The 16,767-nt window shown below is 62.5% G+C and carries 14 protein-coding genes; 3 read left to right on the top strand and 11 right to left on the bottom strand.

All coding sequences use genetic code 11. The annotated features are described in order from the left end of the window. Positions 1–5 precede the first annotated feature (5 nt). The 9 genes from bamA to rpsB form a co-directional block, all read right to left on the bottom strand. Positions 6–2,354, bottom strand: a complete 2,349-nt coding sequence (gene bamA, locus ACWKV7_RS12290; protein WP_483857957.1) for an outer membrane protein assembly factor BamA — start codon at positions 2,352–2,354, stop codon at positions 6–8. A 71-nt stretch (positions 2,355–2,425) separates the two neighbouring features. Further along, positions 2,426–3,778, bottom strand: coding sequence for a sigma E protease regulator RseP (gene rseP, locus ACWKV7_RS12285; RefSeq protein WP_483857956.1), 1,353 nt, complete (start codon positions 3,776–3,778; stop codon positions 2,426–2,428). A gap of 15 nt (positions 3,779–3,793) precedes the next feature. Next, positions 3,794–4,984, bottom strand: a complete 1,191-nt coding sequence (gene ispC, locus ACWKV7_RS12280) for a 1-deoxy-D-xylulose-5-phosphate reductoisomerase (RefSeq protein ID WP_483857955.1) — start codon at positions 4,982–4,984, stop codon at positions 3,794–3,796. Next, positions 4,981–5,796, bottom strand: a complete 816-nt coding sequence (locus ACWKV7_RS12275) for a phosphatidate cytidylyltransferase (protein ID WP_483857954.1) — start codon at positions 5,794–5,796, stop codon at positions 4,981–4,983. Before ACWKV7_RS12275 ends, ispC begins: the two co-directional genes overlap by 4 nt. Next, positions 5,790–6,551, bottom strand: coding sequence for a polyprenyl diphosphate synthase (gene uppS / locus ACWKV7_RS12270; protein ID WP_483857953.1), 762 nt, complete (start codon positions 6,549–6,551; stop codon positions 5,790–5,792). Before uppS ends, ACWKV7_RS12275 begins: the two co-directional genes overlap by 7 nt. A 20-nt stretch (positions 6,552–6,571) precedes the next feature. Further along, positions 6,572–7,129, bottom strand: coding sequence for a ribosome recycling factor (gene frr, locus ACWKV7_RS12265; RefSeq protein WP_483857952.1), 558 nt, complete (start codon positions 7,127–7,129; stop codon positions 6,572–6,574). Further along, on the bottom strand, positions 7,126–7,869 hold the full coding sequence (gene pyrH / locus ACWKV7_RS12260; protein ID WP_483857951.1) for a UMP kinase: 744 nt from the start codon (positions 7,867–7,869) through the stop codon (positions 7,126–7,128). Before pyrH ends, frr begins: the two co-directional genes overlap by 4 nt. Positions 7,870–8,059: 190 nt before the next feature. After that, the gene (tsf, locus tag ACWKV7_RS12255; protein ID WP_483857950.1) at positions 8,060–8,929 is read right to left on the bottom strand and encodes a translation elongation factor Ts; all 870 of its coding nucleotides are present in this window, start codon (positions 8,927–8,929) and stop codon (positions 8,060–8,062) included. A gap of 128 nt (positions 8,930–9,057) precedes the next feature. Further along, a complete protein-coding gene (rpsB, locus tag ACWKV7_RS12250; protein WP_483857949.1) occupies positions 9,058–9,798 on the bottom strand; it encodes a 30S ribosomal protein S2 in 741 nt (246 codons plus the stop codon). Positions 9,799–10,060: 262 nt separating this feature from the next. On the opposite strand from rpsB, the gene map reads away from it, so the two are divergent. From map to dapC, 3 genes are all read left to right on the top strand, one after another. Continuing rightward, positions 10,061–10,861, top strand: a complete 801-nt coding sequence (gene map, locus ACWKV7_RS12245; protein WP_483857948.1) for a type I methionyl aminopeptidase — start codon at positions 10,061–10,063, stop codon at positions 10,859–10,861. 71 nt (positions 10,862–10,932) lie between these two features. Beyond that, positions 10,933–13,632: a [protein-PII] uridylyltransferase gene (locus ACWKV7_RS12240; protein ID WP_483857947.1), complete on the top strand. Its 2,700-nt coding sequence runs from the start codon at positions 10,933–10,935 to the stop codon at positions 13,630–13,632. Positions 13,633–13,719: 87 nt separating this feature from the next. Next, positions 13,720–14,916, top strand: a complete 1,197-nt coding sequence (gene dapC / locus ACWKV7_RS12235; RefSeq protein ID WP_483857946.1) for a succinyldiaminopimelate transaminase — start codon at positions 13,720–13,722, stop codon at positions 14,914–14,916. 71 nt (positions 14,917–14,987) lie between these two features. Here the strand turns inward: dapC and ACWKV7_RS12230 are convergent, their stop codons facing one another. Further along, positions 14,988–15,650, bottom strand: coding sequence for a polysaccharide lyase family 7 protein (locus ACWKV7_RS12230; protein ID WP_483857945.1), 663 nt, complete (start codon positions 15,648–15,650; stop codon positions 14,988–14,990). A gap of 191 nt (positions 15,651–15,841) precedes the next feature. Then, positions 15,842–16,501, bottom strand: a complete 660-nt coding sequence (locus tag ACWKV7_RS12225) for a polysaccharide lyase family 7 protein (protein ID WP_483857944.1) — start codon at positions 16,499–16,501, stop codon at positions 15,842–15,844. Positions 16,502–16,767 lie beyond the last annotated feature (266 nt).

Genomic DNA, 16,767 nt, shown 5'->3' with positions numbered 1-16,767 from the left:
CGACCTTAGAAGGTCTGGCCGAGGGAGAATTGAAACACCTGGGTTTCGGCATCGTCCGGTTTGACGATCGGCATGGCCAGGCTGAAGCTCAACGGGCCGAGCGCGGTGATCCAGGTCAAGCCAAGGCCGACGGAACTGGCCAGCTCGCCAGCATCGATGCCATTGCAGTCGTTGCGCGAACCACAATTGGTATCGAACACGTTACCCACATCCCAGAAGAATGCGGTACGCAGGGAACGCTGGTCCTTGACGAACGGCATCGGGAACAACAGTTCGACCCCGCCCTGCACCAGAACATTGCCACCGAACGGCCGCGGGTCCTGGTCCGGATCGCTGAGCGTGCCGGGGTTGCTGCCGTCGCTCGGCGTGCTGCGAGGGCCGAGGGTGCTGTCCTTGAAGCCACGCACGGAGTTGAAACCGCCCGCGTAGTAGTGCTCGTAGAACGGCAGATCGGAGGTCGAGCCGTAGCTGTCGCCATAGCCCAACTCGGTGTGCAGGCGCAGCGTGTAGTTGTCGCTCAGTGGCTTGAACAGCTGGCCACGGTAATCGAGTTTGTAGAACGACAGGTCGCTACCCGGCACGGTGGTTTCGAATACCAGGCTCTGCGAATGGCCACGGTTGGCCAGCACACCGCGGTTGAGGGTCGACTCGGACCAGCCAGCAGAGGCCTTCAGGTTGAGGTAGCTGTCCCCTTCCTGCTCGAGGAAATCGAAAATCTCGTCGACGGTATAGCGACCGGTGTTGATCGAGTCGTTCTGCACCGTCAGGCCAAAGGTCAGGCGCGATGTCTCGCTGATCGGATAACCGATGCTCAGGCCACCGCCGTAGCTGTCGACCGCGTAGCTGGATACGTCGACATCAAGTTCGTCGTAGTCGGTGCTGCGGTAGAAGGCGTTGTAGCCGAGGCTGACACCATCGACCGTCCAGTAGGGATCGACGAAGCCGAAGTTGTAGCGGGTCTGGTACTCGCTACGGGTCAGGCCGACGCTGACCTTGTTACCGGTACCGAGGAAATTGTTCTGGCTGATCGAGCCGCCAAGGATCAGACCGGCATTCTGCGCGAAGCCGATGCTCGCAGTGATCGAGCCGGAGGGCTGCTCCTCGACGCTGTAGTTGACGTCGATCTGGTCGTCGGTGCCCGGCACCTGCGGCGTTTCGACGTTGACTTCCTTGAAGTAGCCCAGGCGCTCCAGGCGGGCCTTGGATTGATCGATCAGGTAGGTCGACGCCCAGCCACCTTCCATCTGACGCATTTCACGGCGCAGCACCTCGTCTTCGGTCTTGGTATTGCCGCGGAAGTTGATGCGATTGACGTAAGCGCGCTTGCCCGGATCGACCACGAAGGTGATGGCGACGGTATTGTCTTCGTCGTTGGCTTCAGGCACGCCGTTGACGTTGGCGAAGGTATAACCCTCGTTGCCCAGGCGCCGGGTGATCAGCTCGGAGGTGGTGGTCATCACCTTGCGCGAGAACACCTGACCGGGCTGCACCAGCAGCAAGGCGCGAACGTCTTCTTCCGGAACCTTGAGGTCACCGGACAGCTTGACGTCGCTGACGGTAAATTTCTCGCCCTCGTCGACGTTGACGGTGATGTAGACGTGCTTCTTGTCTGGCGTGATGGATACCTGGGTGGAGGAGATATCCATATTGATGTAGCCGCGATCCAGGTAATAGGAGCGCAGGCGCTCCAGGTCACCGGACAGTTTCTCGCGGGCGTACTTGTCGTCGTTCTTGAAGAAGGACAGCCAGTTGGTGGTTTTCAACTCGAACAGCGACAGCAGGTCTTCGTCAGGGAATACCGAGTTGCCGACCACGTTGATGTGCTGGATCGCAGCGACCGTGCCTTCGTTGATATTGATCTTCAACGCTACGCGGTTGCGCGGCTGCGGGATCACTTCGGCCTCAATCTCCGCCGAATAGCGGCCCTGGGCTACATACTGGCGCTGCAGTTCGTTACGCACGCCCTCGAGGGTCGCGCGCTGGAAGATCTCGCCTTCGGAGAGGCCGGACTGGTTCAGGCCCTTGAGCAGGTCTTCTGTGCTGATCGCCTTGTTGCCCTCGATCTCGATGCCGGAAATCGACGGACGCTCGACCACGTTGATCACCAGCACGTCGCCGTCGCGGCCCAGCTGGATATCCTGGAAGAAGCCGGTCTTGAATAGCTCGCGGGTCGCTTCCACCAACTGGCGGTCGTCGATCTGCTCGCCGACGTTCAGGGGCAGCGCCCCGAATACGCTACCGGCGGAAACCCGCTGCAAGCCGTTGACGCGAATATCGGAGATGGTGAAGGACTCGGCGTGAACTTCGGCGATCATCAATGCGGCGAGCGCCACAGGTAGCAGCAGACGTTTCATGAAGTCCTTTCTTATTCCAACTGATAATAAAATCTGCCGCAGAAGCGGCAGATTCGGAACTCAGCGATGCGTTACAGACGGCTTAAATCGTTGACCAGAGCGAGCAACATCACTCCGAGGACCAAGCTGATGCCGATCTGTACCCCCCAAGCCTGCACCCGCTCCGACAAGGGGCGACCACGCGCCCACTCGATCAGATAAAACAGCAGATGCCCCCCATCGAGAACAGGGATAGGCAACAGATTGAGAACCCCCAGGCTTATGCTCAGATAGGCGAGGAAATTCAAAAAGTTCCCCACTCCGGACTGGGCAGAAGCGCCCGCCACTTTAGCAATGGTTATCGGCCCGCTCAAGTTTTTTACCGAGAGCTCGCCGAAGAGCATTTTCTTCAGCGAGTCCAGGGTCAGCAGGCTCATGCTCCAGGTACGCTTGAGTCCCTCCCCCAGGGCTTCCAGGGGGCCGAAGCGCACATCGCGCAGCATTTCGTCAGGCCAGTCGACACCCTGCACACCCGCCCCGAGGTAGCCTCGAAGGGCCTCGCCCTCGCCCCGCGCAGCGAGCGTCAACGGCACCTCGATAACCTGCCCGCTGCGTTCGACCTTGAAGACCACCCGCTTGCCCGGATTGCCCTGGATGCGATCGACGAACTGCTGCCAATCGTCCAGTGCCTCGCCGTCCAGGCTCAGCAACCGGTCGCCGTTGCGCAGCCCGGCGGCGTGCGCCGGACCCTCTTCGTCGAAGCTTGCCAGCAACGGCGGAACCGCCGGGCGCCATGGCTTGATACCCAGCCCGGCGATCGGGTCGGGCTCCGTTGCACCGCGCATCCATTCGTTCAGCGCCAGGCGACGAGGGCTTTCCAACGTGCTGCCCGGCTCGCGCACGCTCAGGTCGAGCGTGCCGCTTTCACCCAATCGCCGGACCAGTTGCAGATTCACCGCCGCCCAGCCACTGGTCGGCTCGCCATCGACCGACACGATCTCCTGGCCCGGCGCCAAGCCACCCTGAGCCGCCAGGCTGCCCGGCTCGACCGAGCCGATGACCGGCCGCACCTGCTGGCTACCCAGCATGGCGAGAATCCAGAAGAACAATATGGCAAGCAGGAAATTGGCAATCGGCCCCGCCGAAACGATGGCGATGCGCTGCCCCACAGGCTTGCGGTTGAATGCTTGGTCAAGCTGCTCGACAGGCACGTCACCCTCGCGCTCGTCCAGCATTTTCACGTAGCCCCCGAGGGGAATGGCTGCAATGACGAATTCGGTACCGCGGCGATCATGCCAACGCAGCAGGGGCGAGCCGAACCCCACGGAAAAACGCAGCACCTTCACGCCACAACGCCGCGCCACCCAAAAGTGGCCGAACTCGTGAAAGGTAACCAGGACACCCAGTGCCACCAGGGTACCCATGAACATATAAAGCAGATTCATCGATTTCCTCCGGACTCAGCGCCCGTGGCGTTCCAGCCATTGCCTGGCAAGGGCTCGCGCTTGGCTGTCGGCCGCCAGCACCACATCGAGGCCTTCGACCGCAGCGGCAGACTGAAGATTCAGTACTTCCGCGATGATACTCGCGATCTCGGGGAAGCGAATACGCCGTTCGAGAAAGGCCGCGACCGCCACTTCGTTGGCTGCGTTCAGCAACGCCGGCGCGGTACCGCCCGCGTCGGCGGCTTGCCGGGCAAGACGCAGGCAAGGGAAACGCTGCTCGTCGGGCGCCTGGAAATCCAGTCGGGCGACCGCGAACAAATCCAGGGGCGCGACGCCGGAGTCGATGCGCTCGGGCCAGGCCAGGGCATGACTGATCGGAGTGCGCATGTCCGGGTTGCCCAACTGCGCCAGCACCGAACCGTCGACATAGTCGACCAGCGAATGGATCACGCTCTGCGGATGGATGACCACTTCCACCTGCGCGGGGCGAGCATCGAACAGCCAACAGGCTTCGATCAGCTCCAGGCCCTTGTTCATCATGCTCGCTGAATCCACCGAAATTTTTCGCCCCATCGCCCAGTTCGGATGGGCGCAGGCCTGCTCGGGAGAAACCTCGGCCAGCTCGGCCAATGGGGTTTCGCGGAACGGCCCGCCGGAGGCGGTGAGCAGTATCCGCCTTACGCCGATGGCGGCCAGGCCATCGCCGTGATTGGAGGGCAGGCACTGGAAGATGGCGTTGTGCTCGCTATCGATCGGCAGCAGGATCGCGCCGCTGCGCTTGACCGCCTGCATGAACAGGGCACCGGACATTACCAGCGCTTCCTTGTTGGCCAGCAACACCTTCTTGCCGGCCTCCACCGCCGCCAAGGTAGGCTTGAGCCCGGCAGCGCCGACAATGGCCGCCATCACCGCATCCACCTCGGGATGGGCCGCCACTTCGCAAAGCCCACCCTCGCCAGCAAGCACACGGGTATTCAGACCAGCCGCAAGCAGGCCGCCTTGCAGGTGGCGAGCCGCTGCTTCGTCGGCAACCACCGCGTAGCGCGGTCGGTATAGCAAGCACAGCGCCTCCAGCTCAGCCAGGCGACTGAAGGCACTGAGGGCGAATACTCGGTAGCGCTCGGGGTGACGAGAAATCACATCCAGGGTGCTGAGGCCGATGGAGCCCGTCGCCCCCAGCACCGTTATCTGCTGCGGCTGGCTCACAGCGTCGCCCAGCCGGCCGCCCAGAGCAGGACGGCAAACAACGGTACCGCGGCGGTCAGGCTATCGATGCGATCGAGCACGCCGCCATGACCGGGCAACAGGCTGCTGCTATCCTTCATCCCGGACTGGCGCTTGAACATGCTCTCGGTGAGATCGCCGATCACCGAGACCAGCACCACCAAGGCTGCACCGCCGAGCGCCAGCACCAGCTCACCCACTGCCCACTGGCGATAGAGGCCGACGCCCAAGGTGATCAGCAGGCTGGCCAACAGGCCGCCGACCAATCCTTCCCAGCTTTTCCCCGGACTGACGCGCGGCGCCAGCTTACGCTTGCCGAACGTCTTGCCGGCGAAATAGGCGCCGATGTCGGCACCCCACACCAGCACCATGACCGCCAGGATCAGCCAGTTACCCAGGGGCCACTGCTTGAGCAGCACCAGGCCCTGCCAGGCCGGCAGCAGGATCAGCAGACCGATGGCCAGGCGACCCGGCGCACCATCCCAGTAGCGACTGCTGTCCGGGTAACCAAGCACCAGGGGAATCGCTGCCAGCCACCAGAGCATGCCCACGCCCAGCACGAAAGGCGCCAATCCCGGCAAGACGTAGAGCACGCCCAGCAAGGCGCCAACCAGCACAGCGTAGGCCACACGCGACGCCTGCCCCTCGACGCCAGCAAGACGCGCCCACTCCCAGGCGGCCAGGACCACCACGGCAGCAATGAACAACGCGAAATACAGCCCCTGCAGGAAGAAGAAGCCACCCAGCGCGATGGGCAGCAGCAGGAGTGCGGTAATGATTCGTTGCTTCAGCATTGAGCCCGAGCCTCGGCTTCCACCTGCTCGCTGGTCTTGCCGAAGCGGCGCTGGCGGGTAGCGAAATTGGCCAGCGCCTTGCGCATGGCGTCGTGTTTGAAGTCCGGCCAGTACAGCTCGGAGAAATACAGCTCGGCATAAGCCAATTGCCAGAGCAGGAAATTGCTGATGCGGTGTTCTCCCCCCGTGCGAATGCACAAATCCGGCAGCGGTAGATCTCCTGTGACCAAGCGGCTCTGCAGCAGTTCAGGCGTGATCTGCTCCGGCTGCAGCCGGCCGGCCTGGACTTCGCGCGCCAATTGCTGCGCGGACTGGGCGATATCCCACTGGCCGCCATAGTTGGCAGCGATCTGCAAAACGAAGCGCTGATGGCCCGCCGTCAACGCCTCGGCCTCCGCCATCGCCGCCTGCAGCTCCGGGTGGAAGCGCGTGCGATCACCGATGATGCGCAGGCGGATATCGTTTTCGTTCAGCTTGCGCGCTTCCCGGCGCAACGCGCCAAGAAACAGCTCCATCAGCGCGCCCACCTCTTCGGCCGGGCGCTGCCAGTTTTCGCTGGAGAAGGCGAACAGGGTCAGCACCTCGACACCGGCCTCCGCACAGACTTCGATCACCGCGCGCACGGCATCCACGCCCGCCTTGTGCCCGGCGACACCGGGCAGCAGGCGCTTGCGAGCCCAGCGATTGTTGCCATCCATGATGATTGCCACATGGCGCGGCACAATCGCCTTGGCGGGCTGTTTCGTCTTATCCATGGAAAAGGTCCCCGCGGCCGTCAGACAGCCATCAGATCGGTTTCCTTGTTCTCGAGCGCCTTGTCGATGTCGCTGACGTACTTGTCGGTGAGCTTCTGCACCTCATCGGCGGCACGGCGCTCTTCGTCTTCGCTGATCTCCTTCTCCTTCACCAGATCCTTGAGCTGGGCCAGCGCATCGCGACGGATATTGCGCACGGCAACCCGGGCGTTTTCCGCTTCCTGGCGCGCCTGCTTGGTGTAGCCCTTGCGGGTTTCCTCGGTAAGCGCCGGCATCGGCACGCGAATGGTGGTGCCAGCGGTGGCCGGATTCAGCCCCAGATCGGAAGTCATGATGGCCTTTTCCACCGCCTGGATCATGCTCTTGTCGAACACGGTCAAGGCCAGGGTGCGGGAATCTTCCGCCACCACGTTAGCCACCTGGCGCAGCGGCGTGTCGCTGCCGTAGTAGGACACCATCACGCTGTCCAGGATGCTGGGATGGGCACGCCCGGTACGGATCTTGGCAAAAGCATGGTCCAGCGATTCCAGGCTCTTCTTCATGCGCTCCTGCGCGTCTTTCTTGATCTCGTTGATCATTCGTTCGACTCCTCGATCAGGGTTCCTTCGGCGCCACCCAAGACAATGTTCAGCAGGGCGCCCGGTTTGTTCATATTGAAGACCCGCAACGGCATCTTGTGGTCGCGGCACAGGCAGATGGCTGTCAAATCCATCACGCCGAGCTTGCGGTCGAGCACGCCGTCGTAGGTCAGACGCTCGAACTTCTCGGCGTTGGGGTCTTTGAAAGGATCAGCAGTGTACACGCCATCGACCTTGGTCGCCTTGAGTACCACATCCGCATCGATTTCGATGGCGCGCAGGCAGGCGGCCGAATCGGTAGTAAAGAAGGGATTGCCGGTGCCGGCGGAGAAGATCACCACTTCGCCGCTTTTTAGGTGGCGCATGGCCTTGCGCCGATCATAGTGGTCGGTCACCCCGACCATGGAGATCGCCGACATCACCAGCGCTGGAATATTCGAGCGCTCCAGGGCATCGCGCATGGCCAGGGCGTTCATCACCGTGGCGAGCATACCCATGTGGTCGCCGGTGACCCGATCCATGCCGGCGGCGGACAACGCGGCACCGCGGAACAGGTTGCCGCCACCGATCACCAGGCCGACCTGCACGCCGATGCCGACCAACTGGCCGACCTCAAGCGCCATGCGGTCGAGCACCTTGGGATCGATGCCGAAGTCTTCGGAGCCCATCAGGGCCTCGCCGCTGAGTTTGAGAAGAATGCGTTTATAGCGAGGTTGACGACCACTCACCTGCTGAGCCATTACCAGTCTCTCCTGCGGCGTTCAGATTCTGTACGGGCTTGTGGCGCCCGCGCTTTGTTCGAGTGACACGCACGGTGTCGACGGGGCTGGGTGCACGCACCGGGAAGCGCCCCAAAAACACCTTCCCAGTTTGACGAAAAGGCCGCACGCGTGAGCGGGCAGCCTCTTCGAAACGACAGTCGTAAGCGCCTTACTGCTTGGTCGCGGCGACCTGGGCAGCAACTTCGGCAGCAAAGTCGACCTCGACCTTCTCGATACCCTCGCCCACTTCGTAGCGCACGAAGGAAACGATCTCGGCACCGGCTTTCTTGGCCAGATCGCCAACCTTGACTTCCGGGTCCTTGACGAAGGGCTGCTCGACCAGGCTAGCCTCGGCGAGGAACTTGCTGATGCGACCCTTGACCATGTTCTCGACGATGTTTTCCGGCTTGCCGGCGATCTTCTCGGCGTTCAGCGCCAGGAAGATTTCCTTCTCCTTGGCCACGGCCTCTTCGGAAACCTGGGACGGGTCGAGGAACTGCGGGTTGCTGGCAGCCACGTGCATGGCGATATCCTTCGCCAGGTCCGGGTTGCCGCCTTTGAGGGCAACCACGACGCCGATGCGATGGCCGTGCAGGTAAGCACCAACCACATCGCCCTCGACGCGGGTCAGGCGACGGATGTTGACGTTCTCACCACACTTGGCAACCAGCGCCAGGCGGGCTTCTTCGCGGGACTCGACCAGCGGAGCGGCGTCGGTCAGCTTCTCGCTGAAGGCCTGATCCAGGCTGCCGGCGACGAACGCCTTGAAGTCGTCCTGCAGGGCCAGGAAGTCGGTCTGCGAGTTGACTTCAATGATCACGGCGGCCTTGTTGTCGTCGGCCACCTTGACGGCGATGGCGCCTTCGGCGGCGATGTTGCCGGCCTTCTTGGCGGCCTTGATGGCACCGGCGGCACGCATGTCGTCGATAGCCTTCTCGATGTCGCCACCGGCGGCGGTCAGCGCCTTCTTGCAATCCATCATGCCCAGGCCGGTACGCTCGCGCAGTTCTTTAACCAGGGCTGCAGTAATCTCTGCCATGTTCGCAATCCTCTTGGATAGGTCTTCAACCATTCCACCCGGCGTGCCGGGCGCTTTCAATTCGAAAGGTGGCAAAAAGGGGGCCTAGCCCCCTTCTTGCGCACCGGGTATCGCTAGATGACTCGACCTCAGCCTTCGGCGGCCTCGGAAGCGGCTTCCTCGACGAACTCGTCAGGACCGCCGGCAGCGTTCTGGCGACCGGACAGCACGGCATCGGCCATGGCGGTCAGGTACAGCTGGACGGCGCGAATGGCGTCGTCGTTACCCGGGATGATGTAGTCAACGCCTTCCGGGCTGCTGTTGGTATCGACGATACCGATGACCGGAATGCCCAGCTTGTTGGCTTCGGTGATGGCAATGCGCTCGTGGTCGACGTCGACGACGAACATGGCATCCGGCAGGCCGCCCATGTCCTTGATGCCGCCCAGGCTGCGATCCAGTTTTTCCAGGTCGCGGGTGCGCATCAGGGCTTCTTTCTTGGTCAGCTTGGCGAAGGTGCCGTCCTGGGATTGGGTTTCCAGGTCACGCAGACGCTTGATGGACGCACGGATGGTCTTGTAGTTGGTCAGCATGCCGCCGAGCCAGCGGTGATCGACGTAGGGCATACCGCAGCGGGTGGCTTCTTCGCGAACGATCTTGCCAGCGGAGCGCTTGGTGCCGACGAAGAGGATCTTGTTCTTCCCGGAAGCCAGCTTCTCGACGAAGCTCAGGGCTTCGTTGAACATCGGCAGGGTCTTTTCCAGGTTGATGATGTGGATCTTGTTGCGCGCGCCGAAAATGTACTTGCCCATTTTCGGGTTCCAGTAGCGGGTCTGGTGGCCGAAGTGCACACCGGCCTTCAGCATATCGCGCATGTTGACTTGGGACATGGTCATTCCTCGATAAGTCGGGTTAGGCCTCCACGCATCCCGATATTCAACCCTTTCGGGCACCCAGAATACCGTGTCGATGCGTGTGCGGATTAAGGCTCGACGGGTGGGGCCCGTTCGAGCGGCGCGTTTTATACCATAAAAGACCACCACGCGCTACAAGCCGCACACCTCGCCACCGGCCAGGGCCGCTCGCCGCTTGTTAGCTTGGCGCTCTAAGCTGTTACCATAACCCCTTTTCCGCCTGCGCCTGAGAGCCCATATGACCGTCAACATCAAGACGCCCGAGGAAATCGAAAAAATGCGCGTGGCCGGCCGCCTGGCCGCCGAAGTGCTGGAGATGATCGGCGAACACGTCAAGCCCGGGGTGACCACCGAGGAACTGGACCGCATCTGTCATGACTATATCGTCGATGTACAGAAGGCCATCCCCGCCCCGCTGAACTATGGCGCCGCCCCTGGGCGCCCCGGCTTTCCCAAGTCGATCTGCACTTCGATCAACCATGTGGTCTGCCACGGCATTCCGAACGAGAAGCCGCTCAAGAACGGCGACATCCTCAACATCGACGTGACCGTGATCAAGGATGGCTACCACGGCGATACCAGCAAGATGTTCATGGTCGGCACCGTGCCGGAATGGGCCGAGCGCCTAGCCAGGATCACCCAAGAGTGCATGTACAAGGGCATCCAGCTGGTGCGCCCGGGCGCCCGCCTGGGGGATATCGGCGAGGTGATCCAGAAGCACGCGGAGAAGAACGGCTTTTCCGTGGTGCGCGAATTCTGCGGCCACGGCATCGGTAAGGTCTTTCATGAGGAACCGCAGGTGCTGCACTATGGCCGCGCCGGTACCGGCGTGGAACTCAAGGAAGGCATGACCTTCACCATCGAGCCGATGATCAACCAGGGCAGGCCGGAAACCAAGGTGCTCGGCGACGGCTGGACCGCCATTACCAAGGACCGCAAGCTTTCCGCACAATGGGAACATACGATCCTGGTCACCGCCGACGGCTACGAAATACTCACCCTGCGCAGCGACGACACCCTGCCGCGCACGTCGGCCTGATCGACCAAGGGAACGAGTACGCCGATTCGCTGAAGATCGTTCGCTCAACCTTATAGAAGGAAGGCCGCACCATGCCGCAGGTGGATCCCGAGCTGTTCGACCGCGGGCAGTTCCAGGCGGAGCTTGCCCTGAAGGCGAGCCCGATTGCCGCCTTCAAGAAGGCCATTCGCCGCGCCCATGAAGTGCTCGACGGACGCTTTGCCGCCGGGCGGGACATTCGCCGCCTGGTGGAAGATCGCGCCTGGGTGGTCGACCAGATCTTGCGCGAGGCGTGGAACCACTTCGACTGGAGCGAAGACGCCGACATCGCCCTGGTGGCGGTCGGCGGCTACGGCCGGGGCGAGCTGCATCCGTACTCGGATATCGACCTGCTGATCCTGCTCGACAACGAGGATCACGAGACCTTTCGCGAATCCATCGAAGGTTTCCTTACCCTGCTCTGGGATATCGGCCTGGAAGTCGGCCAGAGTGTGCGCTCGGTGAGCGAATGCGCCGAGGAAGCCCGCGCCGACCTGACGGTGATCACCAACCTGATGGAAAGCCGCACCATCGCCGGCCCCGAGCGCCTGCGTACACGTATGCTGGAGGTCACCGGCACCGACCAGATGTGGCCGAGCAAGCACTTCTTCCTGGCCAAGCGCGACGAGCAGCGCGCCCGCCATGCCAAGTACAACGACACCGAGTACAACCTGGAACCCAACGTCAAGGGCTCGCCCGGCGGCCTGCGCGACATCCAGACCATCCTGTGGATCGCCCGCCGCCACTTCGGCACCCTCAATTTGCACGCGATGGTCGGCCAAGGCTTTCTCACCGAGAGCGAATATGCCCTGCTCTCCTCCGCCCAGGAGTTCCTCTGGAAGGTGCGCTATGCCCTGCACATGCTCGCCGGTCGCGCCGAGGATCGCCTGCTGTTCGACCACCAGCGCAAGATCGCCAGCCTGCTCGGCTACCAAGGCAGCGATGCCAAGCAGGCCATCGAAGAGTTCATGCAGAAGTACTACCGGGTGGTGATGAGCATTGCCGAGCTCAACGACCTGATTAACCAGCACTTCGAGGAAGTCATCCTGCGTAGCGCCGACAGCGGGCCGACCCAGCCGCTGAACAGCCGCTTCCAGTTGCACGACGGCTATATCGAGGTCACCCACCCGAACGTATTCAAGCGCACCCCGTTCGCCATCCTGGAAATCTTCGTGCTGCTCGCCCAGCACCCCGAGATCAAGGGCGTGCGCGCCGACACCATCCGTCTGCTGCGCGACCACCGGCACCTGATCGACGACGAGTTCCGCCGCGATATCCGCAACACCAGCCTGTTCATCGAACTGTTCAAGTGCCAGGAAGGCATCCACCGCAATCTGCGGCGCATGAACCGTTATGGCATTCTCGGCCGCTACCTGCCGGAGTTCGGCGACATCGTCGGGCAGATGCAGCACGACCTGTTCCACATCTATACCGTGGACGCGCATACCCTCAATGTGATCAAGCACCTGCGCAAGCTGGGCAAGCCCGGCGTCGGCGAGAAGTTCCCGCTGGCCAGCAAGCTCATCGCCAAGCTGCCCAAGCCGGAGCTGATCTACCTCGCCGGGCTGTACCACGACATCGGCAAGGGCCGCGGCGGCGACCACTCGGAACTCGGCGCCGTGGACGCCGAAGCCTTCTGCCAACGCCACCAACTGCCGAACTGGGATAGCCGTCTGGTGGCCTGGCTGGTGCAGAACCACCTGGTGATGTCCACCACAGCCCAGCGCAAGGACCTGTCCGATCCGCAGGTGATCTTCGATTTCGCCCAACAGGTCGGCGACCAGACCCGCCTGGACTACCTTTACGTGCTGACCGTGGCCGACATCAACGCCACCAACCCCAGCCTGTGGAACTCCTGGCGTGCCAGCCTGTTGCGCCAGCTCTACACCGAGACCAAGCGCGCCCTGCGTCGCGGCCTGGAGAACCCGCTGGACCGCGAGGAGCAGATCCGCCAGACCCAGAGCGCCGCCATCGACATCCTGGTGCGCAGCGGCATCGACCAGGACGACGCCGAGCAGCTGTGGAGCCAGCTGGGTGACGACTACTTTCTGCGCCACACCGCCAACGACGTGGTCTGGCACACCGAGGCGATCCTTCAGCATCCAGCTACCCACGACCCGCTGGTGCTGATCAAGGAAACCACCCAGCGCGAATTCGAGGGTGGCACGCAGATCTTCATCTACGCCCAGGACCAGCACGACTTCTTTGCCGTGACCGTGGCAGCCATGTCGCAGTTGAACCTGAATATCCACGATGCGCGCATCATCACTTCGACCAGCCAGTTCACCCTCGACACCTACATCGTGCTGGATGCCGACAACGGCCCGATCGGCGATAACCCGGCGCGCATCAAGGAAATCCGCGAGGGACTGGTCAGCGCCCTGAAGAACCCCGACGACTACCCGACCATCATCCAGCGCCGGGTGCCGCGCCAGCTCAAGCATTTCGCCTTCGCTCCGCAGGTCACCATCCACAACGACGCGCAGCGCCCAGTGACCGTGCTTGAGCTGATCGCACCGGACCGCCCCGGCCTGCTGGCACGCATCGGGCTGATCTTCCTCGAGTTCGACCTGTCGCTGCAGAACGCCAAGATCGCCACCCTCGGCGAGCGCGTAGAGGACGTGTTCTTCGTCACCGACGCCAACAACCAGCCGCTATCCGACCCGGAACTCTGCGCCCGCCTGCAGGATGCGATAGTCACCCAGCTATCCCAGGCCAACGGCGGCGGCGAACCGAAACAGATCGACATCTGAAGCAGCCCCCTGCGGCAAGCTCCGAGCAGCCAGCGACTGGCTAGCCGGATTTGCCGCCGAGGACTCGCAGCCTGGAGTTTGAAACCGATGAACCCTGCACTCGACCAGCTACAGCCCTACCCCTTCGAAAAGCTGCGCGCCTTACTCGCCCACTGCCAGCCGCCCGCGGACAAGCAGCCCATTGCACTGTCCATCGGCGAACCCAAGCACCGCTCGCCGGCGTTCGTCGCCGAGGCGCTGGCGGCCAACCTGGACAAGCTGGCGGTCTATCCGAGCACCCTCGGCCTGCCCGAACTGCGCCAAGCCATCGCCGCCTGGTGCGAGCGGCGCTTCGCCATGCCGAGTGGCTGGCTGGATGCAGCGCGCCACGTGCTGCCGGTGAACGGCACCCGCGAGGCCTTGTTCGCCTTTACCCAAGCGATGATCGACCGCGAGCGCAACGGCCTGGTGGTCAGCCCCAACCCGTTCTACCAGATCTACGAAGGTGCCGCCCTGCTCGCTGGCGCTCAACCGCACTACCTGCCGTGCCTGGCGGAAAATGGTTTCAATCCGGACTTCGCGGCGGTGCCGACGAAGATCTGGCAGCGCTGCCAGATCCTGTTCCTTTGCTCGCCGGGCAATCCCACCGGCGCGCTGGTTCCGCTGGATACCCTGAAGCAGCTGATCGCCCTGGCCGACGAGCACGATTTCGTGATCGCCGCCGACGAATGCTACAGCGAGCTGTATTTCGACGAGCAAAGCCCGCCACCGGGCCTGCTGAGCGCCTGCGCCGAACTCGGCCGCAGCGATTTCAAGCGCTGTGTGGTCTTCCACAGCCTGTCCAAACGCTCCAACCTACCAGGGCTGCGTTCCGGCTTCGTCGCCGGCGACGCGGAGATCCTCAAGCGCTTCCTGCTCTATCGCACTTACCATGGCTGCGCCATGCCAGTGCAAACCCAGCTGGCCAGCATCGCCGCCTGGAACGACGAAGCACACGTTCAGGCCAACCGCACGCTGTATCGCGAGAAGTTCGATGCCGTACTGGAAATACTGTCACCGGTTCTGGAGGTACAGCGTCCAGATGGCGGCTTCTACCTGTGGCCGAAGACGCCGACGGATGACGCCATCTTCACCCGCGATCTGTTCGCCCAGGAGCACGTAACCGTAGTGCCGGGCTCCTACCTGTCGCGGGAAGTCGACGGTTTCAATCCCGGCGCGGGACGCGTACGCATGGCGCTGGTCGCACCGCTGGCCGAATGCGCGGCGGCAGCCGAACGCATCCGCGCTTTCGTCGAACGCCACTGACGACAAGCCCCGACGACACGAGGCCCGCTTCGCAGCGAGCGAGGCGGGCCTCGTCGTTCCCAGCAAAAGGGTCACTGGCTGTGCTTGACCCGCAGGTCGTGGAACACCACCCGCCCGCCCTCGTCGCGCGGCCCCTCGTTATCCAGGGTGTAAACGCCGGCCTTGAAGTAGAACCGCTTATCGGCCCAGGCAGGATCGATCTTGTCCTTGTAGACCACATCGTTGATGCCGATGCGCAAGTCGCCGTTCTTGGCGACGTCGAAGCCGTAGCTGAAGCGGGTATCCAGCGGCATGCCCTTGTAGGACATGACCTCCGGACTTTTCAGATCATCCGGCTTCCTGCGCAACTCCACGGTGACATACCCGGTACCGCGCACCTGCCGATAGATCACCTTCACGAACGGCGTCGGGTTGTCCTTGTTGTGAATCTGGCCAATGACGATGCGCTCGCTGGACGGCACCTGCGTGACGGTCACTGCGGCGCGCAGCTGGTGCAGACCCTCGCGGTAATACCAGTTGCGCTGCTTGCCATTGCTGAATGTCTCGCGCAGCTCGCTGCGCGGATAGGCACTCCCCTTGGTGGTGGTGCCGCTGACCGGGGCCCAGAACACGATGTCCGAACCGGAACGATAGAAATACTGATCGAGATAACCAGCCTTGATCACGCGGGTTTCGATGGTTTGGGAAGGCACCTGTTCGGGAATGGTGAGGTTCCACACGCTCAAATCGATCATTGTCGATATCCGTCATACATGCCTGCACAGCGCGTCCGGCTACTACGTGCAAGCCATTCGAGGAAAGGCGATCACCTGATCGCCCTCACGGTCTCCGCCGCTCAAAGCGTAACGACTTTGACGCCAATTTCATGACCCCATGCCCGACGAGTGACACGCCACTCGTCCGGGAGCCCCCCCCCTGGACACCGCTATTTATGGGATACCCCCAACTCCTGGAACTCTGCACGCCCGCCCTCTTTCGTCGTACCCTGGTTGTCGAGGGTGTATACCCCCGCCTTGAAGTAGAGACGCTGCTTGGCCCAGGTGGAATCGATCCTGGCTTCCTGCACCAGGCTATTGACGGCCACTCGCAGGCCCCCGCTCTTGACGATCTCGATGGCATAGGTGAAGCGCGTATCCAGCGGCATGCCCTGATAGGTCAGGATGGCCGGACTGACCGCATCGCCGGGCTTGTTGCGCAGCTCGACTGTGACGTAGCCGGTACCGCGGGCCACCTGGTAGATCACCTTCAGCAACGGGGCCGGGCTGTCCTTGCTATGGACCTGACCGATGACGATGCGGCCCGTCGAAGGCACCTGCTTGACCATCACCGACGCCCGCAACCTGTGGGTGCCTTCGCTGTAGTACCAGTTGCGCAGCGTGCCGTCGCTGTAGGTCTCGCGCAGTTCGCTGCGCGGATAGTTGCTGCCCTCGGTCGAGGTCCCGGTGACCGGCGCCCAGAAGATGACGCCGGAGTTGGTCCGATAGAAGTACTTGTCCTGGTATCCCGCCTTGACGACTTTGGTTTCAATGACACGGGCAGGTTCTTGCTCGGGAATCGTCAGATTCCAGTGGCTGAGGTCGATCATCTGGCTTGCTTCGATGGATGCCCGCACGAACCGGCGTCCGACTACGAGGTGCGAGCAATGGGTAAAGACGATCACTCTCGACCGCCGCTACGCTCTGGGCGCCGGCGGAGAATAATTATTTTTTGACGTCAAAAAACCATGCAAAGACAAACGGTCCTACCGCTCGTCAACTGCACCCCTGCTTGTCGCCATAATCATGAAATTTGCCATCAAAATCCCACCATTTCGCCATCAAAACACCCCCATGCGCGCCGTAGCCTGGCCAC

This window comes from Zestomonas ipomoeae (assembly GCF_057128665.1).
The sequence above is the reverse complement of the archived record's forward strand: the minus strand, read 5'-3'. Positions and strand labels throughout refer to the sequence as shown.

Excerpts from the sequence above, each read along its gene's own strand:
- bamA (WP_483857957.1), bottom strand. The coding sequence starts at position 2,354 with ATGAAACGTCTGCTGCTACCTGTGGCGCTCGCCGCATTGATGATCGCC.
- rseP (WP_483857956.1), bottom strand. The coding sequence starts at position 3,778 with ATGAATCTGCTTTATATGTTCATGGGTACCCTGGTGGCACTGGGTGTC.
- ACWKV7_RS12275 (WP_483857954.1), bottom strand. The coding sequence starts at position 5,796 with ATGCTGAAGCAACGAATCATTACCGCACTCCTGCTGCTGCCCATCGCG.
- uppS (WP_483857953.1), bottom strand. The coding sequence starts at position 6,551 with ATGGATAAGACGAAACAGCCCGCCAAGGCGATTGTGCCGCGCCATGTG.
- frr (WP_483857952.1), bottom strand. The coding sequence starts at position 7,129 with ATGATCAACGAGATCAAGAAAGACGCGCAGGAGCGCATGAAGAAGAGC.
- pyrH (WP_483857951.1), bottom strand. The coding sequence starts at position 7,869 with ATGGCTCAGCAGGTGAGTGGTCGTCAACCTCGCTATAAACGCATTCTT.
- tsf (WP_483857950.1), bottom strand. The coding sequence starts at position 8,929 with ATGGCAGAGATTACTGCAGCCCTGGTTAAAGAACTGCGCGAGCGTACC.
- rpsB (WP_483857949.1), bottom strand. The coding sequence starts at position 9,798 with ATGTCCCAAGTCAACATGCGCGATATGCTGAAGGCCGGTGTGCACTTC.
- map (WP_483857948.1), top strand. The coding sequence starts at position 10,061 with ATGACCGTCAACATCAAGACGCCCGAGGAAATCGAAAAAATGCGCGTG.
- ACWKV7_RS12240 (WP_483857947.1), top strand. The coding sequence starts at position 10,933 with ATGCCGCAGGTGGATCCCGAGCTGTTCGACCGCGGGCAGTTCCAGGCG.
- dapC (WP_483857946.1), top strand. The coding sequence starts at position 13,720 with ATGAACCCTGCACTCGACCAGCTACAGCCCTACCCCTTCGAAAAGCTG.
- ACWKV7_RS12230 (WP_483857945.1), bottom strand. The coding sequence starts at position 15,650 with ATGATCGATTTGAGCGTGTGGAACCTCACCATTCCCGAACAGGTGCCT.
- ACWKV7_RS12225 (WP_483857944.1), bottom strand. The coding sequence starts at position 16,501 with ATGATCGACCTCAGCCACTGGAATCTGACGATTCCCGAGCAAGAACCT.